The sequence below is a fragment of the Roseibacillus persicicus genome, from assembly GCF_014651675.1.
In the GTDB taxonomy this organism is placed as follows: Bacteria; Verrucomicrobiota; Verrucomicrobiia; order Verrucomicrobiales; family Akkermansiaceae; genus Roseibacillus; species Roseibacillus persicicus.
Genome location: NZ_BMXI01000003.1, coordinates 266,832 through 289,354, shown reverse-complemented (window position 1 = coordinate 289,354; position 22,523 = coordinate 266,832). Strand labels below are relative to the sequence as shown.

General features: G+C 57.1%; 20 protein-coding genes. 13 read left to right on the top strand and 7 right to left on the bottom strand.

Going from position 1 to position 22,523, the window contains the following annotated elements; translation table 11 throughout:
- Positions 1 to 10: 10 nt before the first annotated feature.
- Entirely contained in the window at positions 11 to 907 is an 897-nt protein-coding gene (locus tag IE099_RS05240) for a PEP-CTERM sorting domain-containing protein (protein ID WP_189567994.1), read from the top strand.
- A gap of 131 nt (positions 908 to 1,038) precedes the next feature.
- On the top strand, positions 1,039 to 1,560 hold the full coding sequence (locus IE099_RS05235; RefSeq protein WP_229809397.1) for a YdcF family protein: 522 nt from the start codon (positions 1,039 to 1,041) through the stop codon (positions 1,558 to 1,560).
- 76 nt (positions 1,561 to 1,636) lie between these two features.
- Here the strand turns inward: IE099_RS05235 and IE099_RS05230 are convergent, their stop codons facing one another.
- Complete coding sequence (locus IE099_RS05230; RefSeq protein ID WP_189567990.1) at positions 1,637 to 4,363, bottom strand: phosphoenolpyruvate carboxylase; 2,727 nt, start codon at positions 4,361 to 4,363, stop codon at positions 1,637 to 1,639.
- Between the two features lie 114 nt (positions 4,364 to 4,477).
- Between IE099_RS05230 and IE099_RS05225 the strand changes: the two genes are divergently transcribed.
- The gene (locus IE099_RS05225) at positions 4,478 to 4,813 is read left to right on the top strand and encodes a zinc ribbon domain-containing protein YjdM (RefSeq protein WP_189567988.1); all 336 of its coding nucleotides are present in this window, start codon (positions 4,478 to 4,480) and stop codon (positions 4,811 to 4,813) included.
- A 73-nt stretch (positions 4,814 to 4,886) separates the two neighbouring features.
- Here IE099_RS05225 and IE099_RS05220 read toward each other — a convergent pair whose 3' ends face one another.
- Positions 4,887 to 5,822: a PfkB family carbohydrate kinase gene (locus IE099_RS05220; protein ID WP_189567986.1), complete on the bottom strand. Its 936-nt coding sequence runs from the start codon at positions 5,820 to 5,822 to the stop codon at positions 4,887 to 4,889.
- 136 nt (positions 5,823 to 5,958) lie between these two features.
- Between IE099_RS05220 and glmS the strand changes: the two genes are divergently transcribed.
- Positions 5,959 to 7,815, top strand: a complete 1,857-nt coding sequence (glmS, locus tag IE099_RS05215; protein ID WP_189567984.1) for a glutamine--fructose-6-phosphate transaminase (isomerizing) — start codon at positions 5,959 to 5,961, stop codon at positions 7,813 to 7,815.
- Positions 7,816 to 7,879: 64 nt separating this feature from the next.
- Complete coding sequence (locus IE099_RS05210) at positions 7,880 to 9,256, top strand: hypothetical protein (RefSeq protein WP_189567983.1); 1,377 nt, start codon at positions 7,880 to 7,882, stop codon at positions 9,254 to 9,256.
- Between the two features lie 88 nt (positions 9,257 to 9,344).
- Here IE099_RS05210 and IE099_RS05205 read toward each other — a convergent pair whose 3' ends face one another.
- A complete protein-coding gene (locus IE099_RS05205; protein WP_189567981.1) occupies positions 9,345 to 10,562 on the bottom strand; it encodes a hypothetical protein in 1,218 nt (405 codons plus the stop codon).
- Between the two features lie 359 nt (positions 10,563 to 10,921).
- Here IE099_RS05205 and IE099_RS05200 point away from each other — a divergent pair, with 359 nt between their 5' ends.
- Entirely contained in the window at positions 10,922 to 12,019 is a 1,098-nt protein-coding gene (locus IE099_RS05200) for a Gfo/Idh/MocA family protein (protein ID WP_229809396.1), read from the top strand.
- Here IE099_RS05200 and IE099_RS05195 read toward each other — a convergent pair.
- Positions 12,016 to 12,879 (bottom strand): ROK family protein, encoded by an 864-nt coding sequence (locus tag IE099_RS05195; RefSeq protein ID WP_229809395.1) that lies wholly within the window; start codon positions 12,877 to 12,879, stop codon positions 12,016 to 12,018. The two genes, IE099_RS05200 and IE099_RS05195, sit on opposite strands and share 4 nt — an antisense overlap.
- 256 nt (positions 12,880 to 13,135) lie before the next feature.
- Between IE099_RS05195 and IE099_RS05190 the strand changes: the two genes are divergently transcribed.
- Together IE099_RS05190 and IE099_RS05185 are read left to right on the top strand one after the other, a co-directional pair.
- Positions 13,136 to 14,575 carry a sulfatase gene (locus tag IE099_RS05190; RefSeq protein ID WP_189567975.1) on the top strand — a complete coding sequence of 480 codons (1,440 nt, stop codon included), beginning with the start codon at positions 13,136 to 13,138 and terminating at the stop codon, positions 14,573 to 14,575.
- A 20-nt stretch (positions 14,576 to 14,595) separates the two neighbouring features.
- Positions 14,596 to 16,341 carry a sulfatase-like hydrolase/transferase gene (locus IE099_RS05185; protein WP_229809394.1) on the top strand — a complete coding sequence of 582 codons (1,746 nt, stop codon included), beginning with the start codon at positions 14,596 to 14,598 and terminating at the stop codon, positions 16,339 to 16,341.
- 24 nt (positions 16,342 to 16,365) lie between these two features.
- Here IE099_RS05185 and IE099_RS05180 read toward each other — a convergent pair whose 3' ends face one another.
- Positions 16,366 to 17,256: a kappa-carrageenase gene (locus IE099_RS05180; RefSeq protein WP_189567970.1), complete on the bottom strand. Its 891-nt coding sequence runs from the start codon at positions 17,254 to 17,256 to the stop codon at positions 16,366 to 16,368.
- 336 nt (positions 17,257 to 17,592) lie between these two features.
- Here IE099_RS05180 and IE099_RS05175 point away from each other — a divergent pair, with 336 nt between their 5' ends.
- Entirely contained in the window at positions 17,593 to 17,997 is a 405-nt protein-coding gene (locus IE099_RS05175; RefSeq protein ID WP_189567968.1) for a hypothetical protein, read from the top strand.
- A gap of 93 nt (positions 17,998 to 18,090) precedes the next feature.
- On the opposite strand, the gene IE099_RS05170 is transcribed toward IE099_RS05175, so the two are convergent.
- Together IE099_RS05170 and IE099_RS05165 are read right to left on the bottom strand one after the other, a co-directional pair.
- Positions 18,091 to 18,810, bottom strand: coding sequence for a uracil-DNA glycosylase family protein (locus tag IE099_RS05170; RefSeq protein WP_189567966.1), 720 nt, complete (start codon positions 18,808 to 18,810; stop codon positions 18,091 to 18,093).
- 7 nt (positions 18,811 to 18,817) lie between these two features.
- Positions 18,818 to 19,348 (bottom strand): shikimate kinase, encoded by a 531-nt coding sequence (locus IE099_RS05165; protein ID WP_189567964.1) that lies wholly within the window; start codon positions 19,346 to 19,348, stop codon positions 18,818 to 18,820.
- Positions 19,349 to 19,455: 107 nt separating this feature from the next.
- Between IE099_RS05165 and IE099_RS05160 the strand changes: the two genes are divergently transcribed.
- The 4 genes from IE099_RS05160 (at position 19,456) to IE099_RS05145 (ending at position 22,504) form a co-directional block, all read left to right on the top strand.
- Positions 19,456 to 20,478: an L-threonylcarbamoyladenylate synthase gene (locus IE099_RS05160; RefSeq protein WP_189567962.1), complete on the top strand. Its 1,023-nt coding sequence runs from the start codon at positions 19,456 to 19,458 to the stop codon at positions 20,476 to 20,478.
- A 51-nt stretch (positions 20,479 to 20,529) separates the two neighbouring features.
- On the top strand, positions 20,530 to 20,799 hold the full coding sequence (locus IE099_RS05155) for a type II toxin-antitoxin system Phd/YefM family antitoxin (protein ID WP_189567960.1): 270 nt from the start codon (positions 20,530 to 20,532) through the stop codon (positions 20,797 to 20,799).
- Positions 20,799 to 21,254 carry a type II toxin-antitoxin system VapC family toxin gene (locus tag IE099_RS05150; protein WP_189567958.1) on the top strand — a complete coding sequence of 152 codons (456 nt, stop codon included), beginning with the start codon at positions 20,799 to 20,801 and terminating at the stop codon, positions 21,252 to 21,254. The genes IE099_RS05155 and IE099_RS05150 overlap by 1 nt, the downstream gene beginning before the upstream one ends.
- Before the next feature lie 62 nt (positions 21,255 to 21,316).
- On the top strand, positions 21,317 to 22,504 hold the full coding sequence (locus IE099_RS05145) for a hypothetical protein (protein WP_189567956.1): 1,188 nt from the start codon (positions 21,317 to 21,319) through the stop codon (positions 22,502 to 22,504).
- Positions 22,505 to 22,523: the final 19 nt, after the last annotated feature.

Sequence of the window (22,523 nt, the reverse complement as noted above, 5' to 3'; positions counted from 1 at the left end):
GAAAATGGATATGAATGGAAAACGAGCAGCTTTGTTTTTGTCGCTGACCGCGACGCTGTATGGAGGGCCCTACCCACCGGCAGCGGGTCAGGAAGGGAGTGGGGCCATCGCCCTGGGAGATGAGCGAATCGTGAGCTGGGCCACCATGGTGGAGTCCTTTCATCCGGATGAATCCGTGAGTGAAGCTTGGCTGGATTCGGAGCAGGCCTTGGGGCCGGCGGAAGGCAATTCGTTCGGCGTCTGCTCGTTGGGTCCGGGAGGAACGCTGACGGTGTCGTTCGGTCAAGTGATTCCCAATCGCCTGGGACCTGAGCTGGCAGTGTTTGAGAATAGCTTTTCGGACTTGTTTCTGGAGTTGTCTTTTGTGGAAGTGTCGTCCGACGGGGTCAACTTTGTGCGCTTTCCCAACCGGTCTCTCACGCCCTCTGCAGTGGGGAGTTTCGGAGCGATTGATACGACTGATATCACGGGGTTCGCGGGAAAGTATCGCCAGGGTTTCGGGACTCCTTTCGACTTCTCGGATCTGCCGGATAGTCCGCTTCTGGATGCCGATGGGATTCGGTTTGTTCGCTTGGTTGATGTGGTGGGAGGGCAGTCAACGGATAGCAGTGGCGCGGTGGTTTACGACCCCTATCCCACCTCGGGATCGGCGGGTTTCGATTGCGATGGAATCGCTTTGTTAGCTCCCGTGCAGGTCCCGATTGCCGAGTCCCAGTGGTCTCAGGGAGAGTTTCGCCTGAGCTGGGCAAGTGAGGCGGGAAAGCGCTATGCGATCGAGTCCACTGAGTCCTTGGAGCGCGAGAGCTGGACGCAATTGGAGATTTTATCCGCAGAGGGGGAAGAGCTGGCCTTTAGTTTCCCCACAACAGGCACGGCGAAGCAGTTTTTCCGCGTTGTTTCCGAGTAGCTGAATCGGATCGGGGGCGCCCGCTTTCTCTTCCATTGTCACTGTAGGGAGATTTGCTAGCGTCGGCCATGCGTAGAAAGAGGGTTCTCTTTTCGAGTCTAGGTCTGCTGCTCGTTCTTTGGTGTACGGGAGTGGCCAATTCGATCTGGCAGCAAGGGCGCAATGATGAGGCTCGGAATTCTGACTGCGTGATTGTTTTGGGAGCTGCCGTCAGCGGTTCCAGTCCTTCCCCGGTGTTTGAGGAGAGACTCCGACATGGCATCTCTCTGGTGCAAAGTGGCCGGGCGCCGGTTCTTCTTCTAACAGGTGGAGTAGGTGAGGGGAATGCTCTGGCGGAAAGTGAAGTGGGGGAATCCTATGCTCAAGCGGCAGGAGTCGCTCCGGCGATGATTTTCAAAGAAACCTCGTCCCGCACCACGAGGGAGAATCTCGTGGAAGCGAAAAGGGTGATGAATCGGCACGGGTTGAAGACAGCCGTGATCGTGAGCGACCCACTGCATTTGAGAAGAGCATCGGCAATGGCCAAGGGGCTGGGGATGAATGTTGTCACTTCCCCGACTCCCACGACGAGATACCGCAGCCTCAAGACGCAGATTCCGTTCCTGTTGCGGGAAGTCTACTTCCTGCATCATTACTGGATCTTTCGCCGGTGAAAATGAAGGTGTCCGGCTGTCAGGGCGTGATCCGGATTTTACCGAACCCGCCCCCAGTTGTTCCTTTTGTTAGAAATCAACCGGTTTCCTTGAGGCCGGAGGAAATCGCGTTTACGGTTAGCTGCAAGGCGAGGAAGACTTCGTTGGCTTTGCCATTTTCTTCTTCCATCGGCCGGTCTGCCGCGCGCCAGTCTTTGAGCAATTGGATTTGCTGGAGATGAAGCTTCTTCAAGGGTTCTTCGCGTAGGGCGAGGGTCTTGTTCATGCGCGGGCGACGGGTGGCGAAGTCTCCGCCGAGGAAGGCACCGACTTGGTCGCGGGTGCGCTGGAACTCGTCGCGGACGGTGGTCAGCACGCGTTCGCGCAGGCCTTCGTCTTCGCAAAGACCTCCATAGGCCGCCATCAGTTCGAGATTGGCGCTCATCAGGGAAGTTTCCACATTGGTGAAGACGTAGCGCAGGAAGGCGATGTCGCTGAAGGATTCCTTGAGCTTGGCGTAGGTCTCGGGATCGTTCTTTTGCAGAGCTTCCAAGCCACTGCCGACTCCATACCAGCCGGGGAGGTAGAATCGGGATTGCGTCCAAGAGAAAACCCAGGGAATCGCACGCAGATCTTTCAAGGAAGGCTTGCCGGTCCGGCGGGCGGGGCGGGAGCCAAAGACTCCGGTTTCCAGCGCGTCAATCGGGGTAGCCGAGCGGTGGAAGGTGAGGAAGTCCTCACTGGTCAAGAGCGCGCGATAGGCCTCCGAGCTGGCGGCTGAGAGGGAGTCGAGAGTGGGGTGGAATTCCTCGGGAACTCCCGTGCGCTTGTCCTGCATGGCCACCGCTTCGCTCACTCCGGCCATGAGGAGTTCGAGATGGTAGTGGGCGTTGCCTTCGTGGGAGTATTTGCGGGGCAAGACTTCTCCCTGTTCGGTCAACCTAACAGGTCCTGTTAGGCAGCCGGGAGGAAGGGCGCGCAGGAACCATTGGGTGGGGCCTGCGCCCCGGCCGATGGTGCCGCCGCGACCGTGGAAGAACTGGGGCTCGAAGTTGCGGCTGGCGAGGGATTCGGCCATTTCCTTTTGCGCGCGATGGATTCCCCACTGGCTGGCAAAGACGCCGGCATCCTTGTTGCTATCGGAGTAACCCACCATTGCGGGTTGGATGGTATCGGTGCCGCCTGCCATCAGGTCGCGATATTCGCCGAGGATTCCGGACGCGGCCGCGAGGTCGTCACCGGTCTCGAAGAGGGGGCTGACGGGCAAGCGCGAGCGCCACATGCCGTCGATGTAATCGGCCAGTCCCGCTTCCCGGGCAAAGAGATGCATCGCGAGCAAGTCGGACACTTGGCGCGTCATGGAAATAATCAATTGGCCCAGGGAATCCGAGCCCGCCTTTTGCTCTTGGTCCGCGACCACGCGCAGGTAGCCCAGAACATTTTCGCCCTCGGCGGGCAAAGTGGCGTTGACGGCGAGCAGGGGGCGATGGCTCTTGAGTTCTTCCATCAGGAACTGCACCCGCTTTTCCTCCGGCCAATCGGCAAAGCTTTCTCCCTCCGCGATTCCTGCCGTAGTGAGAATGGCGGCGATGGCGGCATCGTGGGTGGCGGAGTTGTTGCGGATATCGAGGTGAGCGAGGTGAAAGCCGAACACGTCGTTGAGCAGGATGAGGGGCTCGATCCATTCCTTGGCAGCGAGCTTGGCTCCCGCTTCGCAAAGGGTCCAGCGGGCGAGCTCGAGGTCTTCGCCGTAGTCCTCGCTATTGTCGTAGCCACCGGCGACTCCGTTGATTGAGCGTTCCAGCTTTTCGCGGCAGAGATAGAGCCAGCAACGCCAGCGTTCGGCCTCGTTGCGCTTGGAGATGGAGACACCGACTTCGCCCAACTCGTTGGTCAGGCGGGTGATGCCTTCCTCGAGTTCGATCGGCACCTTGACGAAGGGGCGGCTCTCGGTGAGGGCTTCCGCGGACTTTCGGGTCCAGCGTCGTTGCAAGCGCAGGGCCTGATAGCGCATTTCGGCGAAAGTGTTTTTGGTCACCTCGGGGGTGACGAAGGGGTGGCCGTCGCGATCGCCGCCAATCCAGCTGGCGAAGCGGATGCGGGGGTAGGCTTGCGCGGCCCGCAACTTCTCAAGAGACCAGCCCGCGGCTTCCCATGCGACTTCCAAAGAGCGATTGAGCCGGATGACGACCTCAGGGAAAACCTCGCGCAGGTAGTAGAGCGCGTTGCGGCGTTCATCGGAGATGGTGGGGCGCTCGACAAAGATTTCTCCCGTGTGCCAGAGGCTCTCGAACTCCGCACGCAGACTGTCGCGCACACGTTTTTCCCGCAGGGGATCCATGCGGGCGTCTTCCCATTCCGAAAGGCGGTTGTAGATGGCGAGGTGCTTCTCGCGTACCAGCGGGCGCTTGGCTTCGGTGGGGTGGGCGGTGAGGACGGGCTCGACCTCGACCTTGCAAAAAGCGGCGATGGCTTCGTCTTCGGAGAGGCCGCCTTCTTTCATGCGGGCAATGACGCCCGGCCAGAGCCCTCGAATGGTTTCCGGTCCATATTCAGCCCGGCGAATGGCGCGGAATCTCCAGGCCACGCGCTCTTCCACAATGTTGAGAATCTCGAACGCCAGAGAGGCCAGCTGGGCGGACTCGGCGGCTTCCCCTGGTGTTTCTTCCAAGTCGCTGGATTCCTTCAGCCAAGGGAGGCGGGCGATGGACTCGGCATCAAGGGGGAGGGAGCTAGCCAAGGTCGAGGTGACCTCGCGCAGTTCGTCTTCCAGGGCTTGGAACCCACGGTCAAAGTAGGCTTCGTTCAATTCATCGCTTGGCATGACTCTACTTCAACTGAAAGCAGGAGTCGTGCAAGGTTTTGCTTTGCAAAGTCTTTCTCCGTGACCTTGGGGGCGATTTCTAGCAAGTTCCCGCCCTACGGAAAACAACACACCATGACCTGCCCACTTTGCACTCTCGACGATATTTTGGAGCATCCCACTTCCTACGAATGCCTGACCTGCGGGCATGATTGGAAGAAAGAGACTCAGCAAGAGGAAGATACCGGCCCCGAGGAGCGTGTCGTGAAGGATGCGCATGGCAATGTTCTCCAAAACGGCGACATCGTGGCTATGGTCAAAGACCTGAAGCTGAAGGGCACCTCCAAAGTCCTCAAAAGCGGCATGAAGTCCAAAGGCATTCGCCTCGTGGATGGCGATCACGAGATCGATTGTAAGATGGATGGGCTTTCCATCGCCCTGAAAGCCCAGTTTGTGAAGAAAGTGCAGTGAGACTTCAAGGAGCGTGGGTGTCTCGCCCGCGAAAGAGATGCTCAGGCGAGACGCCTGAGCTCCTTGAGGGTTTCTACCAGCAGCTCATCTCGCGGAAGAGATTGAGGCGGGCGTTGAGTTCTCCTTCGTCGAGTTTTTCAAGCCGACGGGTGGAGAAGTCTTCGCAGGTGTAACTGGCGAGAACCGTGCCGCGCACCACGCCATCGCGCAGTTCTTCGAAGGTGAAATCGGTTTTGCCAAGGGAGGCGAGGTAACCGGCCAATCCTCCCAGGAAAGTGTCGCCCGCACCCGTGGGGTCGGCCACGTCTTCGAGGGGGAAGGCGTTGCAGCGGAAGAGACCGTGGTGGTCCTCCTCGGGGCCAAAGAGCACCGCGCCAAATTCACCCAACTTGATGATCACATACTTGGGACCCTTCCCGCGCAGGATTTTGCCGGCCTTGATGAGGTTACTGGTGCCGGCGAATTCGCGCGCTTCGCTTTCATTGATGACCAGGAGATCGACTTTCTTGAGCACCTCATGCAAGGCGTCGTTGGCGATCTCGATCCATAGATCCATGGTGTCGATGAGCACGAATTTCTCGGAGTCGGTGCAGGCCTCGATCATTTCCATCTGATTCTGGGGCGACATGTTGGCCGCGACTACGATAGGGCATTTGGCGGCATCGCCGGGGACCTTCACCGACCAGTTTTCCAACACGTTCAGAGCCACGGTGTGGGTCTTGCGGTCGTTCATGCTGTTGAAATACTCGCCGGTCCAAGTGAAGGAATCACCCTCGGAGTGCTCGAGCGAATCCTGCTGCACGCCGTTCGAAGAAAGCATTTCGAGGTGCTTCTCAGGAAAGTCTTTTCCCACGATACCCACGAGGTGCACGGGTTTGGCAAAAAAAGAAGCGGCCAAAGAGGCATAGGAAGCCGAACCACCCAGGAGGTCGTTGTGCTCGGCATCGGGGGTTTTGACATTGTCGATGGCAACGGTGCCGCCAATTACTACGGGAAGGGTTTCGCTCATGAGCTTGAATCCATGCAGGGATTTTTGAGAAAACGAAATCAAAAAAAGAGAAAAGAGGTGGCCTTGGTTCAATTTGCCAGAAGGTCATTGGTGGTTGGCTTGCGGGATCAGTTTGGTAAAGTCTGCCCCGAAAAATATGTGTGGAATCGTCGGTTACAGTGGCACCCAGTCCGCTGCCCCCATTTTGTTAAACGGCCTCAAGAGGCTCGAGTATCGTGGCTATGACTCTGCTGGATTGGCCTTGGTTTCACCGGAAGGAATTCGGGTGGAAAAGTGCGAAGGCAAGGTCGTCAACCTCGTCAATCAGCTGGGAGAGTTTGACAAAATACCTTCTCTTGGCGGTGCCACTGCTGGCATTGCGCACACCCGCTGGGCAACCCACGGACCTCCCACCACGGTGAACGCGCACCCTCACGCGGCGAGACCTGCGGGGGAAGAGGGGAACCGGGTGACGCTGGTGCACAATGGAATCATCGAGAACTATAAGGCCCTCAAAGCCCGGCTCGAAGCCGATGGCCGAGTCTTTGTGTCCGAGACCGATACCGAGGTTCTCGCCCACTTGGTGGACTCCTTTTACGAAGGGGATTTGGTCAAGGCGGTGACTACCGCGCTCAATCAGGTCGAGGGAACATTCGGGATCGCCTGCGTGGCGATTGATGAACCGGGGGTGCTGGTGGTGGCCCGACGGGGGAGCCCGATCGTCATCGGCTTGGGCGAAGACGAAACTCTCGTTGCCAGTGATGCCGCCGCCATCCTGCGATACACGCGCCAAGTGATTTACCTCGACGACAATGACGTTGCGCGCATCGAGGGGCCCAAGGTCGATATCTGTAGCCTGGATGCCATGCCCGTCACTCGCGAGTCGACCCAGATTGACTGGTCCGATGATGCGGCGGAAAAAGGGGGATACGCCCACTACATGCTGAAGGAAATTTTCGAGCAACCGGACTCCATCTGGAACACCATCCGCGGTCGCATGGATTCGGACCGCGGGAACTCCGTGCTGTCGGGTCTCAATGTCCAGCCGCGTGATCTGGCGGAGCTTCACCGCGTGCTGCTGATTGGCTGCGGTACGAGTCTGAATGCCGGTTTGGTGGGGGAGTATGCCATCGAGGACTTTGCGGGCATTCCCGCCGAGGTCGAGCAAGCTGCCGAGTTCCGCTACCGCAACCCTATCGTGGGTTCGAAGGATTTGGTGCTCGCCATTTCCCAGAGCGGGGAAACCGCCGACACTCTCGCGGCGGTGAGAGAGGCGGTGGATAAAGGCGCCCTCGTGGCGGGTCTGGTCAACGTGGTGGGTTCCACCATTGCCCGCGAGACAGGGCGCGGAATCTACCTCCATGCCGGGCCTGAGATTTCTGTCGCTTCCACCAAGGCCTTCACCTCCCAAGTGAGTTGTCTGCTGATGATTGCGCTCAAGTTCGCCCGTGCCGCCCGCATGTCACGTGAGCGCGGCGTGCGCTTTGTGAAAGAGATCGAGGCCATCCCCGATCAAGTGCGCGAGGTCCTCAAGCAAAACGATCACATCGCCGAGATTGCCGAGAACTACATCAAGGCAGAAAGCGCGTTCTATATTGGTCGCGGTTATATGTATCCCGTGGCCCTCGAAGGGGCGCTCAAGATCAAGGAGATCAGTTATATTCATGCCGAGGCCTTCCATGCCGCGGAGCTCAAACACGGCTCCATCGCTCTCCTCACCGAAGAACTCCCCATCATCGCCCTTGTGCCCGATGGCCCCGGCAAAGACAAGACCCTCTCCAACGTTGCGGAGTGCCGCGCCCGCGGTTCCAAGGTTCTGTTGGTTGCCACCGAAGGGGATGATGAGGTGAATGACTACGGGGACGACATCATTCGCATTCCGGCTGCGCCGCTACATGCCGCAGTCATTCCCGCAACCGTGGCTTTGCAACTGTTCGCCTATCATGTCGCCCGTCTCCGGGGGTGCCCCATCGATCAGCCCCGTAACTTGGCCAAGAGTGTGACGGTGGAGTAAGGCTTTAAAATAAACTCTATCATTTTATTCTTCGGTTCCAAGGAGTTGAAGATAGAGATAGGGAATGCTGAAAAAGGAGGCTGTTTCGCTAGCAGTTTTGGTATTGCTGCTTGGATTCACAAGCTGTGATAGAGAAGAGGCGGTCGAACTCAAGCATCCCGCAAAATCGGCTACCCTCGAGTCTGCTGCGCTTGCGGTAGATAGAAGTGATGATTGGCGAAAGCCGGATGAGAGAGAGCTCGAGAAATTGAGCTCACGCCTTTTGGAGTTCCGTCGGAAGTGGCTGGAGAAGCTTGGGATCGAAGAGGAGGAGCTCGACGAGTTCTATTGGAAGGAGGAGAGCCGAGAGTTTGACCTCGAACTCAGTGCAGGTGAACGTAAGGAGCTTCTGTTAGAAATCCTGGCCGCGGCGAACAACAATGAATCCCATCCATTGATCGGTTTTATCTACCCGATGGTTTGTTCGTGGGCGCGTGAAGATCCTGATGAAGTTCTCGTCTTTTTGGATCAGGAAGCCGGGGAGTGGTGGCTTCGCGAGTTGCGGGGGGAGATTCGGGTGGGACAGGCTCTCGCGGGCGATCCCGAAAAGGCTCTGTTAGAATACGAGAACGATAGGCGCACGCTCTGGGATGACGAGGGCGACGTCTCCGACGAGATCGGAGTTCTCATCATGGAATTGTGGGCGCGGCAAGATGGCGAGGCAGCCTGGAATTATATCTTAGAGACTGTCCCAGATTACAACTATTTGACGATCGCCTATATCACAGGTCTGTCGGAACAAGTGGATTGGGTTGAACAGGCGGCTCGCTTGGAATCCTATTTTGAAGGAAAATACACAAGCGAAGAGCCCTTGGCCCTGTTAGGTTACCGGTGGATGAAGGCTGACTTCGAGCCGGGGAGGAAATGGTTTGAGGAGCTGGCATCCGAGGATGAAGACCAATACAAATTCGAGTTTTGTCGCTACATGGCCGAGTCCTACTACAGCCGTAAAGATCAGAGTGATGCGATTTATCCCCTGTTTCAGAATTTGTTGGCTGTTGGCGACGAGGAGTTGGTCATAGGGGCAATTGGATTTTTGAATCTCAGCAGTTATGTGTCCTATGATAGAAAGTTGGTTGAAGTCGCTTTTGGCTCCAAGGGAGGAGAATTCAATGCTGGGCTTGCCTTGGTGACAATGAGGATGGCGGTGGTTGGTCATGCCATCCTCCAGGTTGAACCCACCCTTGAACAGCGTGAGTTTTTTGGGTTCGTAAAGGATACGATTCGAGGAACAGAAATTGATCCTCGTAGCGACGCTGGAAAATTTGCCGGGATGATCTTGGCCAACGATTTCGATAGGATGTTGGAACAGTCAGATGAGTGGAGCAAAATTGGGAGTTCCGAACCTACTCCGCAGCCTCCTGTCGTGCCAATGCCAGTCGATGAGACCGATAGCGACTGAAGTTACCAAAGAATCTGATCCGGAGCCCAATGGACCAGTAACATACCCTCCGGGGGGCCGAACCCGAAAGCACCGGAGGCGAACTCGCCTAGAAAAAGAAGGTGAGATTGAGCTCCAATTGGGTGCCATCGAGTTCTTCTTTCATCTCCGCTGGCATGGCGGGAATCTTGGCCTTTTGGATGGCGCGCATGGTGAAGCCTTCCTGAATGGTGCCGCCCGCGATTCGGGAATCGAACCGGAAGCCGGTGACCTTCCCAGTGTCATTGACCACGAAGCTCACTGCGAGCACTCCGGGCAAAATGTGTTCGCGTCGCAGGATGCACTCCCGTTGCCAGGCCTTCTCAATCTCGCGATTCACCTCGGCGAGAAAGCGTCCTTTCACGCTATCCTCCACCTCCAGGGAGCTTTCGCCTCGTCGGCGGATGGTGCCGCTCAAACGGGTCTTGGTCGCCTCGCGGTCGAAGCCTCCGTCGAGGCCCCGATTGCCCGAGACTCCGCCCGCCATTTGTGCTGACTGGGCCGCAGGCTTGGGCTCGGGGATTTTTTCCTCCGGGGCGGTTTCCTCTTTGGGTTCGGGCTTTTCCTCTTCTTTGGGGACGGGGATGCTCTCATCGAGCGCAAGGAGCTCCGCCGCCTTGGCCTGAGCCTGCTCCAATCGTTCCTGGGCGGTGGGTTCCGTCGGCTCGGGAGCTTCGAAGGGCGGGGTCTCCAGCGGTTCGGCGAGTTCGGGGAACTCGTTGCTTTGCTCCGCCATCTCCGGTTCGGGGATGGATTCCTGGATGAGGGCGGTCTCGGAGAGCGGAAGGGGTTCGCCAGGCTGGCCGGGTGCTCCCTCGCGATCGCCGTCGGAAAAGTCCGAGTTCGCCAACTCCATGTCATTAGGGGTGCGGGCCTCGCGTCCGTCTTGGGTTGGGACTTCCAGCCCGGACTCGGCGGCTTCTCCCTCGCTGGCGGCGGCGGTGCTTCTTTCGCCAAAGTAGCGCTCGGATTTGACCTCCTCGCTCGTTTCTTGACTCGGTCGGGTGGGGACGAATTCCTTTTCGGCGGGCTTGGGTTCGACCTCGGCCAGGTCCGGGGTGGTCTCCATTTGGGCCTCTTGCAAAACCTCCACCATCTCGGCTTGCAGAGTGACGATCGACTCCTCTGGCACGATTTCTTCCACGAATTCACGCGCTTCAATCACAAAGAGTTCCAGCACCATGGCCCCGACCCACAGCAAGACGAGAAACAGATGCACCGCGACGGAGACCAAGAAAGCCTTGGCCCAGTCAAAGGAGCGGGGTTTGCGCATCGAGTAGGTGTTCATCGTCAGCGGCGGCGCCAGCTATATCATGCCACTCTTGGAGAATTCAGCTAGAAAAACCGCACGGGGATCGCTCGGGGCGCTCGTTCTGGATGCTGCACGAATATCGAGCCGCAAAGAGGCGCGAAAAGATCGCAAAAATGAAAGGTTGGGAGGCTCTCAAGGGACTTCATCACTTTGCTAAGCCAAGGCCTCTTCCTCTTTGAGCCTTTTGAGCCCTTTTGCGGCGAAAAAACCAGAACCACCCCAGTCCAGCAATGGGGGTCACTTTCTCGTTCAGCATTGAGTTCCTTGCGGTACCTTTTCCAAAATTGGTGGCAACTTGGGTTTGCCTTCAGGGCGAGGAAAGCGAGGGTGGGGAGGTGAGCACGAACCAACCGAAACAACCATTGCGAATCGGATTCATCGGCGCCGCGCGCATCGCGGGGAAGAACTGGAAGGCGATTTACCACTCTGGCACCTGTGTGGTCAAAGCCGTTGCCGCGAGGGATAAGAGCAAGGCGGGAAATTTCATCGAGACCCATCAGGCTGAATTCTCTTTTGAGGAGGCGCCCACCGCCTATGGCGATTATAGCGAGCTGTTAGACTCACCGGAAATCGATGCGGTTTATGTTCCCTTGCCCACCGCCTTAAGGAAAGAGTGGGTGATCAAGGCCGCGCAAGCTGGTAAGCATGTGATCTGCGAGAAGCCCTGTGCGGTTACTGCAAAGGACCTGCGGGAAATGATTGAAGCCTGTCGGGAGAACCAGGTGCAGTTTATGGACGGGGTCATGTTCATGCACAGTCCGCGGCTCGAAGTTTTGCGAAAGCTGTTAGAAGATGAGCAACGGATTGGTCCCATTCGGAGAATCAGCTCGGAGTTCACCTTTCTGGCGGGAGATGATTTTGATGAAAATATTCGGGTCAATGCTGATTTGGAGCCAGCGGGTTGTTTGGGTGACTTGGGATGGTATAATCTGCGTGTGATTCTTTTTGCCATGCAGTGGCAGCTTCCTTCGAAAGTTTCGGCCCATACCCTCGCCGTAGCCGATGATGGCAAGACCCCGACTGCCTTCTCGGGCGAGCTCTTTTATTCCAACGGCGTTTCGGGTTCATTCTATTGTTCGTTCGATGCGGAATTGCAGCAATGGGCCAATATCTGTGGACAGAAGGGGACGGTTTCGATGAAGGACTTCATCCATCCTTGGAACAGCTACGAGCCCGCCTTCGAGATCAACCGTATTGAACACCGGGTCACCGCTGGTCCAGAGGTGAAGGTGCCTGCCAATCCCCATGTTCTCGGCGAAACTGGTCAACCCTGGGGGCAGGACACGCGAATGTTTCAGAATTTCGCCAAGGCGGTGTTCTCGGGGACTTTAAACGAAGATTGGCCCGCCATTTCTCTCAAGACCCAATTGATCCTTGATGCCTGTTTGGCCTCGGCCGAACAAGGGGGCGAGCTGGTTGCGGTGGCTGGTTAGGCCAGCAGGAGAGCTCCCGCGATTCCAGCCTGTTGGCCGAGCGCGGGAGGTACGATGTAGGGCCCCTCGCCGAGAGGGTGAAAGTAGCCTGCGGCGATCTCGCGCAGAATGTTTTCCACCTTCTCGTGAAAACTCTCGGCCTGCGAAACCCCGCCGCCGATGATGATGCGGGCGGGGGCGACGATGCTGAGGAGCGAGAGCGCCCCGTGGGCCAGATACCACGCCTCCATCTCCCACGCGGGGTGGTCGGCCGGTAGGTCGACCGCCGCCGTGCCCCAGCGCGCCGCGATCGCCGGTCCGCAGGCGAGACCTTCGAGGCAGTCGTGATGAAATTGACAAACCCCGTCGAACCGATCGTCGGGATGCCGGGGGACTTTCAGGTGGCCGAACTCCGGGTGAAGCGACCCGTGAATCAGATGGCCACCCGCCAAGATTCCCGCGCCGATGCCGGTGCCGATGGTGATGTAGGCCACGTCATCCAATCCCTTGGCCGCCCCCAGACGAGCTTCCGCCAAAGTGGCCGCATTGACATCGGTCTCGATATTCAAGCGGGCATGAGGAAAGGCTTTCGCGAAGGGAGCCAGAATCGAAATATCCGACCAGCCCTCCTTGGGGGTAGAGAGAAGGCAACCATACTGGTCCTGACCACGAACAACCCCAAGAGGCCCAAAAGCGCCAATCCCGATTGCGGAGGGTTGGCCCCGTTCCTCCAACCAAGTCACCGCCCGGTCCAAGGTCTCCGCAGGAGTGGTCGTCGCAAAACGCTCTTCCTCCAAGACCACCCCCGCTTCCGTTCCAATCGCGACGACAGTTTTGGTGCCTCCCAGCTCCAACCCACCAATGAGCTTGTCCTGGCTCATCGGGCTTTTCTTACGGATTCGTTCATTGCTATTTTCTACCCGTTTCACCTGATTTCCTCAAGAAGTAGCTTGGGAGGATTCTCGGTCTGGCTGGGGTTCCGGCAAAGACTCGTGATTCCGAAGATTTGTGGGTCTTGCTTGGAGGAGCTCGCAGCCCGAGAATGAAAAACCAAATCCTTTTCGATCTTTGTTGCAGAAATCGGTGGCGAAGAGGCGTTCCCAGCGTGGCTGAAGAGCGAAAATTGCTTAGCGTGAGATGAGGAAGTATTACATTAGTTTAGTTGTCGGGTTCGTTTCAACGATTTCTGCCGCGTTAGCGGAGGATGGAAGGAGACCGAATATTCTCTTTGTCGCTTACGACGATCTGCGACCGGAGATGGGGGCCTATGGGGCGAAAGAGGTCATCACGCCAAATTTGGACAAGCTGGCGGCGGAATCGACGCGGTTTGAAAACGCGTATGTGAACTATCCTCTGTGCATGCCTTCACGGTCTTCCATGCTGTCGGGGATTCGCTTTGATAACCGGAACTTCACGGAGGGGGATTCGAAAGTGCTTTATGAAACAATGCTCACCATGCAGTCGACGTGGCCGGCGGTGTTTCATGAGGCGGGGTATTGGACCGCGACGCGGGGTAAGTTATACCATGGGCACGTGCCGAAGTCCGAGCGAAAGGCGTGGGATGTTCCGGGGCGTTTTTATGGGCAGCCAGAGGTGTATCGTCTGATGGAGCATCATCAGGATAAGGTCGTCGAACAAGGCGGAGTGCTCAAAGACTTGGACATCCTGTTAGCGATGGAGTCGGGTCCAGCAGCCCTGGCGTATCTGGCAATTGATTGTGCGGACAATGAACTGCATGACGGGGAGATGGCGGAGGCGGTGGTGGAGTTTCTGGCGAAGGAGCGTGACCGCAAGAAGCCATTTCTGATCAGCGCGGGGTTCACTTTGCCTCACTTGCCTTGGATCGCGCCGAAGAAATACTTCGACATGTATCCGGAGGATGCGGGTGAACTGGCACCGGTTCCGGAAGGGGTGGAGCGGGTGGTCCACAAGAAGGATCAGCGGCCACTAAGCTCGAATATTTGGAATGAGGGAGTGGACGATGAGGAGGCGAGGAGGTTGAAGCGGGCCTATCTGGCATGCACGACCTATGCGGATGCGCAGATGGGAAAAATCATTGAGGCGCTCAAAGAAACGGGCGAGTATGAGAACACCATCATCGTGATGTGGGGGGACCACGGGTATCACTTGTCGGAGCACGGTCTTTGGCAGAAGAATAAAGATTACCGCGTGAGCATGAGGTGTCCGTTGATGATTAAGGCGCCCGGGGTAAAAGGCGGGCAGGTGTGTGAGCGGGTGGTGCAGAATATCGATATTTATCCGACTCTCTTGTCATTGGCGGGGATCGAGAAACCGGAGGAAGTGGTACTACACGGGCGGGATTTGAAGCCTTTGTTAGAGAATCCGAATCGCGAGTGGGAACGGGTGGCGCATGTCTCTTGTGTTGGCGGGCGCAAGGGGGTGATTAGCGAGCGGTATCGTTTCACTGAGTTTCGTTGGGGTGAAGACGAGTTGTATGATCTGGAGGCGGATCCGGATGAGTGGGTGAATCTGGCGGGAAGGCCAGAGTATGCGGAGAAGGTGAAGGAGTTTAAGAAGGAGATAGCGAAGGCGGTGTGGAACGACAAGGAAGGCTGAATTGCAAAGATACGATGAAGATGATGAGGAGGATTTTAACAGGAGTGGTGGCCTTGTCGGGGGTGGTCTTTGGGCAGGGGGAGGAGCGGCAGCCGAATGTGGTGCTGATCCTGATTGATGATCTGAGTCATTATGGCGTTTCGGCGTATGGGGCGGAGAAGTTGGGTTCCTTGCAGGGGCATTATGAGGATGTTGCCTTTGAGACGCCACGGATGGATAGTTTGGCGGTGGACGGATTGCGGTGTGACTTTGCGTATGCTTATCCGCTGTGTGAGCCGACGCGGATTGCGCTGATGAGCGGGAAAAATAACAACCGCAACTACCATAAGCCGAAGTCGCAGCATGCCTCGGACATTACCTTCGGGGACCTGTTCCAGCGGGAGGGATACGAGACCTGTCTGGTAGGAAAGTGGAAGCAAACGCGGGGGACGAAGGAGATTCCGGGCAAGGATTACATATATGAGTTCGGGTGGGATGAGTTTTGTTGCTTTGACGTGACCACGGAAGGGCACCGGATGTTGCACCCGAAGATTGTTCAGAACGGGAAGCCGTTGAAGACGGATGGCGTCGACCCTGAGACGGGGCGGCGATTCTATGGGCCGGATGTGTTCAACCGCTATGCGCTCGACTTCATGAAGAGGAAGAAGGAGAAGCCGTTCTTCCTCTACTACTCCATGGTGCTAGTGCACGATGAGCATACGCCGACTCCGGATACGAAGCCGGAGAGTGTCTATGATGACTGGGACCACCTGAAGCAGACGAGTCCGAAGGCGATGAGGGGAAATGACCCGAAGTATTTCCCCGATATGGTCGCCTATACCGATAAGATGGTGGGTCAAGTGCTCGATCAATTGAAGGCTCTTGAGCTGGAGGATGAGACACTGGTGGTGCTGATGGGTGACAATGGGACGAAGGAAATCCACAGTCATATTCTGCCCGACGGGACGGTTTTCAAGGGTAACAAGGGAGCGAACAAGGAGGGGGGCTTGCATGTGCCCCTGCTGGTGCGATCGCCGGGAGAGATTGTGCCGGGGCAGACCTATGAGGGGTTGGTCGATGTGACCGATATTCTGCCGACGCTGTGTGAGGCGGCGGATATCCCGCTGCCAAAGAACTTTGTATTAGACGGTAGGAGTTTTTGGAAGCAGGTGACCGGCAAGTCTGAGAAGGGGCATCGGGACTACATCTACACATGGTATAATGGAAATCACGATTCGTCTGATCTGAGTCAGAAGATTGAGTATGTCTTCACGAAGGAATTCAAGCGCTACGCGCCGAGCTCGCTTTATCCCGAAGGACGTTTCTTTGATTTGCGAACGGACCTTTTTGAAGAAGTTGGAGAGGAGGTCAAGAAGGTGCCAAAGCGTTGGAACAAGTGGCGCCGGAGTGGTTTGAAAGTGGACGAATTGACGGCGGAGCAGAAGAAGGCTTACGAGCAATTGGGCGGGATTTTGGAGGCGGAAGCGTATGTGGCGATGACGGGCTTGTCGGTGGAGAATGTTGGGAAGGACTTGGCGAAGGGGGAGTCGGTGCAGCTGGCGTGGACGGTGGCGCCGGCGAATGCGACGCGGCAGGGCGTGGTATGGGAATCCAGTGACCCGGCGGTGGCGTCGGTGGACAAGTTCGGGGTGGTGACCGCGCACCAGGAAGGCGGGGTTACTATCACCGCATACTCCTGGGATGACGCCATCCCGCTGGCGGATCCGACGCTTCCGGAAATGAGGAGGGACGGAATTCAGAGTGCGATCGAGATCCGAGTGCGCTGAACGATTGGGAGTTTCGGGCGGGCTCTAGGGTTTGCGGACCCAAGAACGAACGTAGTCGATGGTCATGGTGGTGGGGAAACCATCAGGAGTGGTCGCTTCGGGCACGGGGACGCGCGTGGCTTCGCCAGCCCAGTCGATGAAGGGTGGGCGGAGTTCCATGGTGAGAGCGAGAGTCATTGGAAGGTGCCAATAGCGGTTTTCAGACTCAGCGACTTTCTTTCCATCAATATACCAGACGATTTTCTCAGGACTGATCTCGGCACCATAGATATGGAAGTCGTCTCGCGGGTCCCAAGGGGCGATGTAGTGATTCCGGCAGAGCTCGGGGAGGCTGTTGGGACGTTGCCAGATCTCCTTTCCGTTTTCATCGAGGATGCGGGTGTGGAGGTTGCAGTCGATGAAGTTGGGGCCGGTGAACTTGTGGAGTTCGGGATGGTAAAGGCCTTGAAGCATTTCGACGATATCGACCTCGCTGTAGGTGACGCGGGGATAGTCCGGATTCCGTTCGCGACCGTTGCTGTAGAGCCAGAAGGCGGGGCAAAGACCAGGGAAGCGGCTGCAACCCTTGATGCGGGCTTCGAAATAGCCATAGGTCGTTTTCTTGTGGGACTGAAGGATGCCGAGTTTGTAAAAGTATTCCGTGCCCCCAAGGGTGTGGGGTTCGTAGCGGGCGGTGATGAAGAGTTTGCCGTTCTTTTGCACCAAATTATCAGGGTCCCAAGACCGCTCGCCCCAGGGACGGGTGTGGGTCTCCCATTTTTGGGTATCGATTTTCGGGCCGTTGAATTCGTCGGAGAAGGCGTTGACGAGTTGCCAGTTTCCGGGGACGCCGTGGGGCACGACCTTTTGGGCGGTAGCGGGGACGAGCGAAAGCAAGAGATAGCTTAGGGAGGTGAGGAGGGGGAGTAGTCTCATGGAGGTTTTCACCTGATACGATTAGGAACGTGAAAGCTTTCGTCTTTGCACGACAAAACGGACGGAAATCCCTTAGTCTAAGAATGCTTTGACTGAAAAGCCTTGGGTATCTGTCTAAGTTGGGTGATGGGGTTTCTTTTCCAGAGTATGGTTCTCTATCTGTTGGCTTCGTTGGACCCAACGACTTGACTGAAAAATTTGATGTTGTCGGTGGAACGAGTGGGATTCGGTCTTGTCTGACTTTTGTTTGGAGAGAGGGGAAGAGGAGCAAGTGAGCTTCGAGCGTGACGGGTTGACGGGGTCTCCTTTTATTTCTTCAATGCGGAAACCGAATCCATGTCAAAAAGTCCCCAGCTCATCATTCTTTCCAATAGCGCTCAGTTAGAGAAATTATTTGAGGAGAACAAGTCGGCGTATCAAAGTTTCAAGGGGTCTTACACCGCATCTGTTTATGGGAATCTGAGGCTCTTGGATGAGATGCCCTGTTATCAACTCGCCTTCAGTCCTTATCGGGAGTTGGCGGCGGAGTGTGAGATGGAACACTTTAGCCTGAGGCAAAGCCTTGCCACTGGTCGCATCTATCTCTGGAACCTCAACTATGGGGGCCACGCTCCGCGACTCGAGCTTCGTCCGGTCAAGCTCACCCATCTCCAAGACCTTTCGCTGATGAAGCGCTATCATGAGAACTGGGGTTATGAACTCTCCTTGAAGATCGACAAGAATCCCCGCTACGAAATCTAACAGGTCTCTTCAATCCTTCTGCGAAGACGACTCCGAGGCTGCACGACAACCGTCTTCTTTGCGCGGAGACCTTTTCGCTTCCTGCTAGTTTTCCTAATCCCAAATGTCTTGCTCCAGCAATTGCTTGGTGGCGGCTTCGGCCCAGCCTCGGTTGGCGGCGGGGCTGGCGGGGGAGGGGTGGAGGATGCGGCCGAGGGTGGCGGGGTAGTCGATGGTGCCGGCGGCTTGCTTCAGCTTGGTCTCGGCATAGGCTCCGACCCCGATGAGGAATTCGGGCTGGAGGGTCTGGATGAGGGTCTGAAGGTGGGCGAGGCAGGCTTCCTCCACGGGAACGAGGGAGGCGGCGGGAAGTTTGTCGGGGGTGAGGTTCGCGCCGGTGTCTTTCATCCACACGAGGGGGCAGTAGTTGGCGATAAAGTGTCCGGCGAAGAAGTCCTGGGGGTCGGGGTAGGTTTCGCGAAAGAGTCCCCAGAGCCGTTTGCCCGAGACTTCGGAGCGGGTGCAGTCGAAGCCGGTGATGGGACGCTTGGGGTGCTCGGGGTCGGGCTTTCCTACCGGGCCATCGATGCCCAGCCAGTCGCGCACGTGTTCGATTTCACCGAAGGGCACTCCGGTCTGGGCCATGCCGTAGGGGCCGGGGTTCATGCCGAGGAAGAGGACGCGCTTGGTGCCGTTGCCATACTTTTCCAAATAGTCGCAATGCCGTTCCCACGCGTATTCCAGTGGGTTGTAGGTGTGGGTGACGGGGGCGGGAAAGGTGAGTCCGCGCAGTTCCTGGCGCAGGGTGTCGGCTGCGGAGATGAGGGCGTTCATGGGTGGGTCACTGGCTGCCGTAGTGATAGCGGGCGGATTCGATGATGCCGGTGGTGATCTCGGAAAAGCTGAGGCTGGTGGTCTCCAGAATGAGGTGGGAGGTTTCGTCGTAGAGCGGGTTGCGGGCCTCGAGCATGGTCCGGATGCGCTCGGCGGGGTCTTCGATATCGAGGAGAGGGCGTTCCTTGTTGCGGGAGGTGCGCTCGAGAATGGTCTCCGGCTGAGCGACCAACCAAACGACGAATCCCAATTCGCGCAAAAGCTTGCGGTTTTCCTCGCGAAGAATGATGCCGCCCCCGGTGGCAATGATGCGCTTGTGGCACTTGTCTTCGGTCAGGCTGTGGAGGACCTGGGTCTCGAGGTCGCGAAAGAATTCTTCCCCTTCCTTGGCAAAGATATCGGCGATGGGCCGCTTCTGCTGGGCGATGATGCGGGCATCGGTGTCGATGAGCGGGTAGCCGAGAGCCTTGGAAAGTTGACGTCCAATCGTCGACTTTCCTGTGCCCATAAATCCGACTAACACCAGGTTCTTTAGCATTCGCTGGCGCAGCCTAACCAAGGCCCCTGTCAGAAAAAACCAAAAACGACGGAAGGGGCTTATCAATCGAACATTGAAAAAGTAATCGCACCCTTGTAACGGAAGCCATGGAAACACGGGTCGAGATAGCGGACTTCGAAGATTGGCGCGATTTGGCGGGCGAAGCAGTGGACCTTTTGCGCGCTGGCGAGGTGGTCGCTTTGCCCACGGAGACGGTCTATGGACTGGCTGCCGATGCCCTCAATGAAGCGGCAGTGGCCAAAGTCTTTTCCGTGAAAGGGCGTCCTTCCTTCGACCCCCTGATCGTTCATCTCCACGGCTGGCGCGATATCAAGAAGGTGGCGGAAGTTCCTGCCGAAATCGAAGACGCGGTGCGGGCCCTCACCCAGGAATTTTGGCCGGGGCCGTTGACCCTGGTGCTGCCGAAAAAGCCTGAGGTTCCGGATTCGGTCACCGCGGGTTTGCCCACCGTTGCGGTTCGGGTCAGTGCCCACGAGGTGATGCGCGAGGTGGCCAAGCAAGTCGGTCCCATCGCGGCACCCAGCGCGAATCTTTTTGGCCGTATCAGCCCGACCAGTGTGGCGGCTGTTTTGGCCGAATTGGATGGCAAGATTCCCCTCGTGATCGACGGCGGGGCTTGTCGCGAAGGCCTGGAAAGCACGATCATTAAAATCGAGCCCGGGGAGAAGCAGCCGCTCATTACCATTTTGCGACCTGGTCCGATTACGCGCGAAGAGTTGCGTAAGTTTGGAACGGTCAAAAAGGCCCGCCCGGCCAAGAAGGGAGAGACCGTCGAGGTGCCGGGGCAAACCGCCAGTCACTATGCGCCCAATGCCCAAGTGGTGATTTTGGAGAAAGATCAGGAGTTCACCCCCGAGGAAGGCAAGAGCTATGCTCTCTTGAGCTATCGCGGCGATAGCAAGTGGGAGGAAGCCCACGAGTGGATTGCGCAAGAGGCGCTGAGCCCGGGCAGTGGCAAGCTGGCGGAGGCCGGAGTGAGACTTTTCCACCTCCTGCGAAAGCTCGATGACGCCAAGCCCGACATCATTCTCGTCGAGCCGCTTACCGAAACCGGAGTCGGGGTCGCGATGATGGATCGCCTGCGCCGTGCGGCCAGCAAGGAAGCCTAGTCGAGCCTGAGCCAGCTTGACTTCTGCCGCATGTGGACAAATAATGTCCACATGAAAACGATGACTGTGCGCGACCTGCGTAACAACTTTTCCAAGGCCGAAGCTTGGCTGGCGGAAGGGGAGGAGATTCAGATCGAGAAGCGGGGGGTCCCCGTGGCCTACCTCTCGGCAAAGTCGTCTGAGTCGAAAGGGGAGGAGCCGAAGCGAGAGTTCGTGATGCCGGACTTCGAAGCGCGGCGAAAGCGGATCTGGGGAGACCGGGTCTTTTCTGAGGAAGAGGTGGAAGCGATGCGGGAGGCCGAAGAACGCCACTTGTTTTAATGAAATGCTATCCCGACACTTCCTTTCTGTGTGCCGTTTACCGCGAACAGGTCCACTCCAAGCAGGCAGATGCATGGATGGCCCAGAATACGGAGCCCATCTCGATCGCTGGTCTGCTCGCTCTGGAGTTTCGCCAGTCTGTTCGGCTGCAGGGATGGATCCATGAGCGAAACCCGAGTCAGGGATTCTCGATGTTCGAGACCGATGCCATGTTGCGCGACTTTCAGTCCGACCTGGCAAGTGGGCTCTGGAAGATGGTGAGTCCGGATTGGGCTGCGATTCACTACATTGCCGAAACCATCAGTTCCAAGCATACTGCGGTGAGCGGGAATCGCCTTGCGGATATCCTGCACTTGGCGACCGCCATTCATCTCGGGGCGGAGACCTTTCTTTCCTTTGATAAAAGGCAGCAAGCGCTAGCCGTGGCGGAGGGAATGGCCCTTGGAGTGAATTAAACGCTATTTTGTTGCATTAAGGTCTTGCGCGGGTCGAATTCTTAACGCAGCTTAATCGCGTTATGCGAATTGCGATAGGAGTTTTGGTGGCAACGACGGCGTCGGTGCATGCGGATTGGGCGTTGAATGATGCGAAGGATTGGGTCTCTCTTTCGGCCCATGCCCGCATTGTGGGAGGAGTGACTTCGGGTGACTTTGAGGAATTGGCGGCGCATGCGCACGATCCCAATCAAGATGTTGTCTTGCAGGGTCTGGAGGTGGGAGCGAATTTGCGTTTGAACGACCATATTCAGGGCTTTGCGACCGTGAATGTGTTTCAGAATTTTGAGGATGAGCTCGATGCGGAGTGGGAAGAGGGTTTTTTAAAGCTCGTTGAATTGCCCGGTGGTTTCGAGCTCCGTGGGGGACGCTATCTCAATCGCTTTGGCGGGCAGAATTCCAAGCACCTTCACAGTTGGGATTTTGTCGATGCCAATCTGGTGACCGCGAATTTCCTCGGTGACGAGGGATTGGTGACCGAGGGGGGAGAAGTGACATGGATTTGGGATGGTCCCGTGACCTCGGCCTTTAGCTTGGCTTTCGGTAGCGCTCTCGAGCACGACCATCACGGGGAGCACGAAGAGGAAGAGCATGAGGACGAGGAAGAAGAGGACGACCACGACCATGATCATGGCCACGGTGGTGCCGAGGATGCCTTTTTCTCCGACGAGTTGCTCACCGGGCGCTGGTTGGTGCGTTGGGACCAGAATGATTTTCACCGTCACGAGTGGGGCCTGAATTTTGGTCTCGGGGAGAACGGATATGGGCGCGACACCACCCTTTATTCCGGTGACTACTACTACACCTATCGGAGCAATGGCTTGGAGCCTGGTGGTAAGTTCCTCCGCGTGGGTGGGGAGCTCTACTACCGCGAGGTGGAGTGGCATGATGAGGACGAGGGCATCGATGGCTCGGGCGAGCATTGGGGTGCGGTGGTGTCTGCTACCTATGGATTCGCCGAGGACTGGGAAACCAGTTTGCGTTATGGCTGGATTCAAGGAGAGTCCTCTGGGCCAGAGCCTGATGAAGTGATTTTCGAAGTCGAAGAGCGCCACCGGGTGTCAGCGGCTTTGACCAAGCGTTTTCGAATTGCAGAAGAACAGAGTGCTTTCGCTCGCGTGCAGGCAAATTTCGACGACCTTCCCGAGGGGAACGAACAAAGCGTTTTCCTGCAAATTGGATTTGATTGGGGCGGGCCTGAAATCCGCTAGAATAACATCAACAAACTAC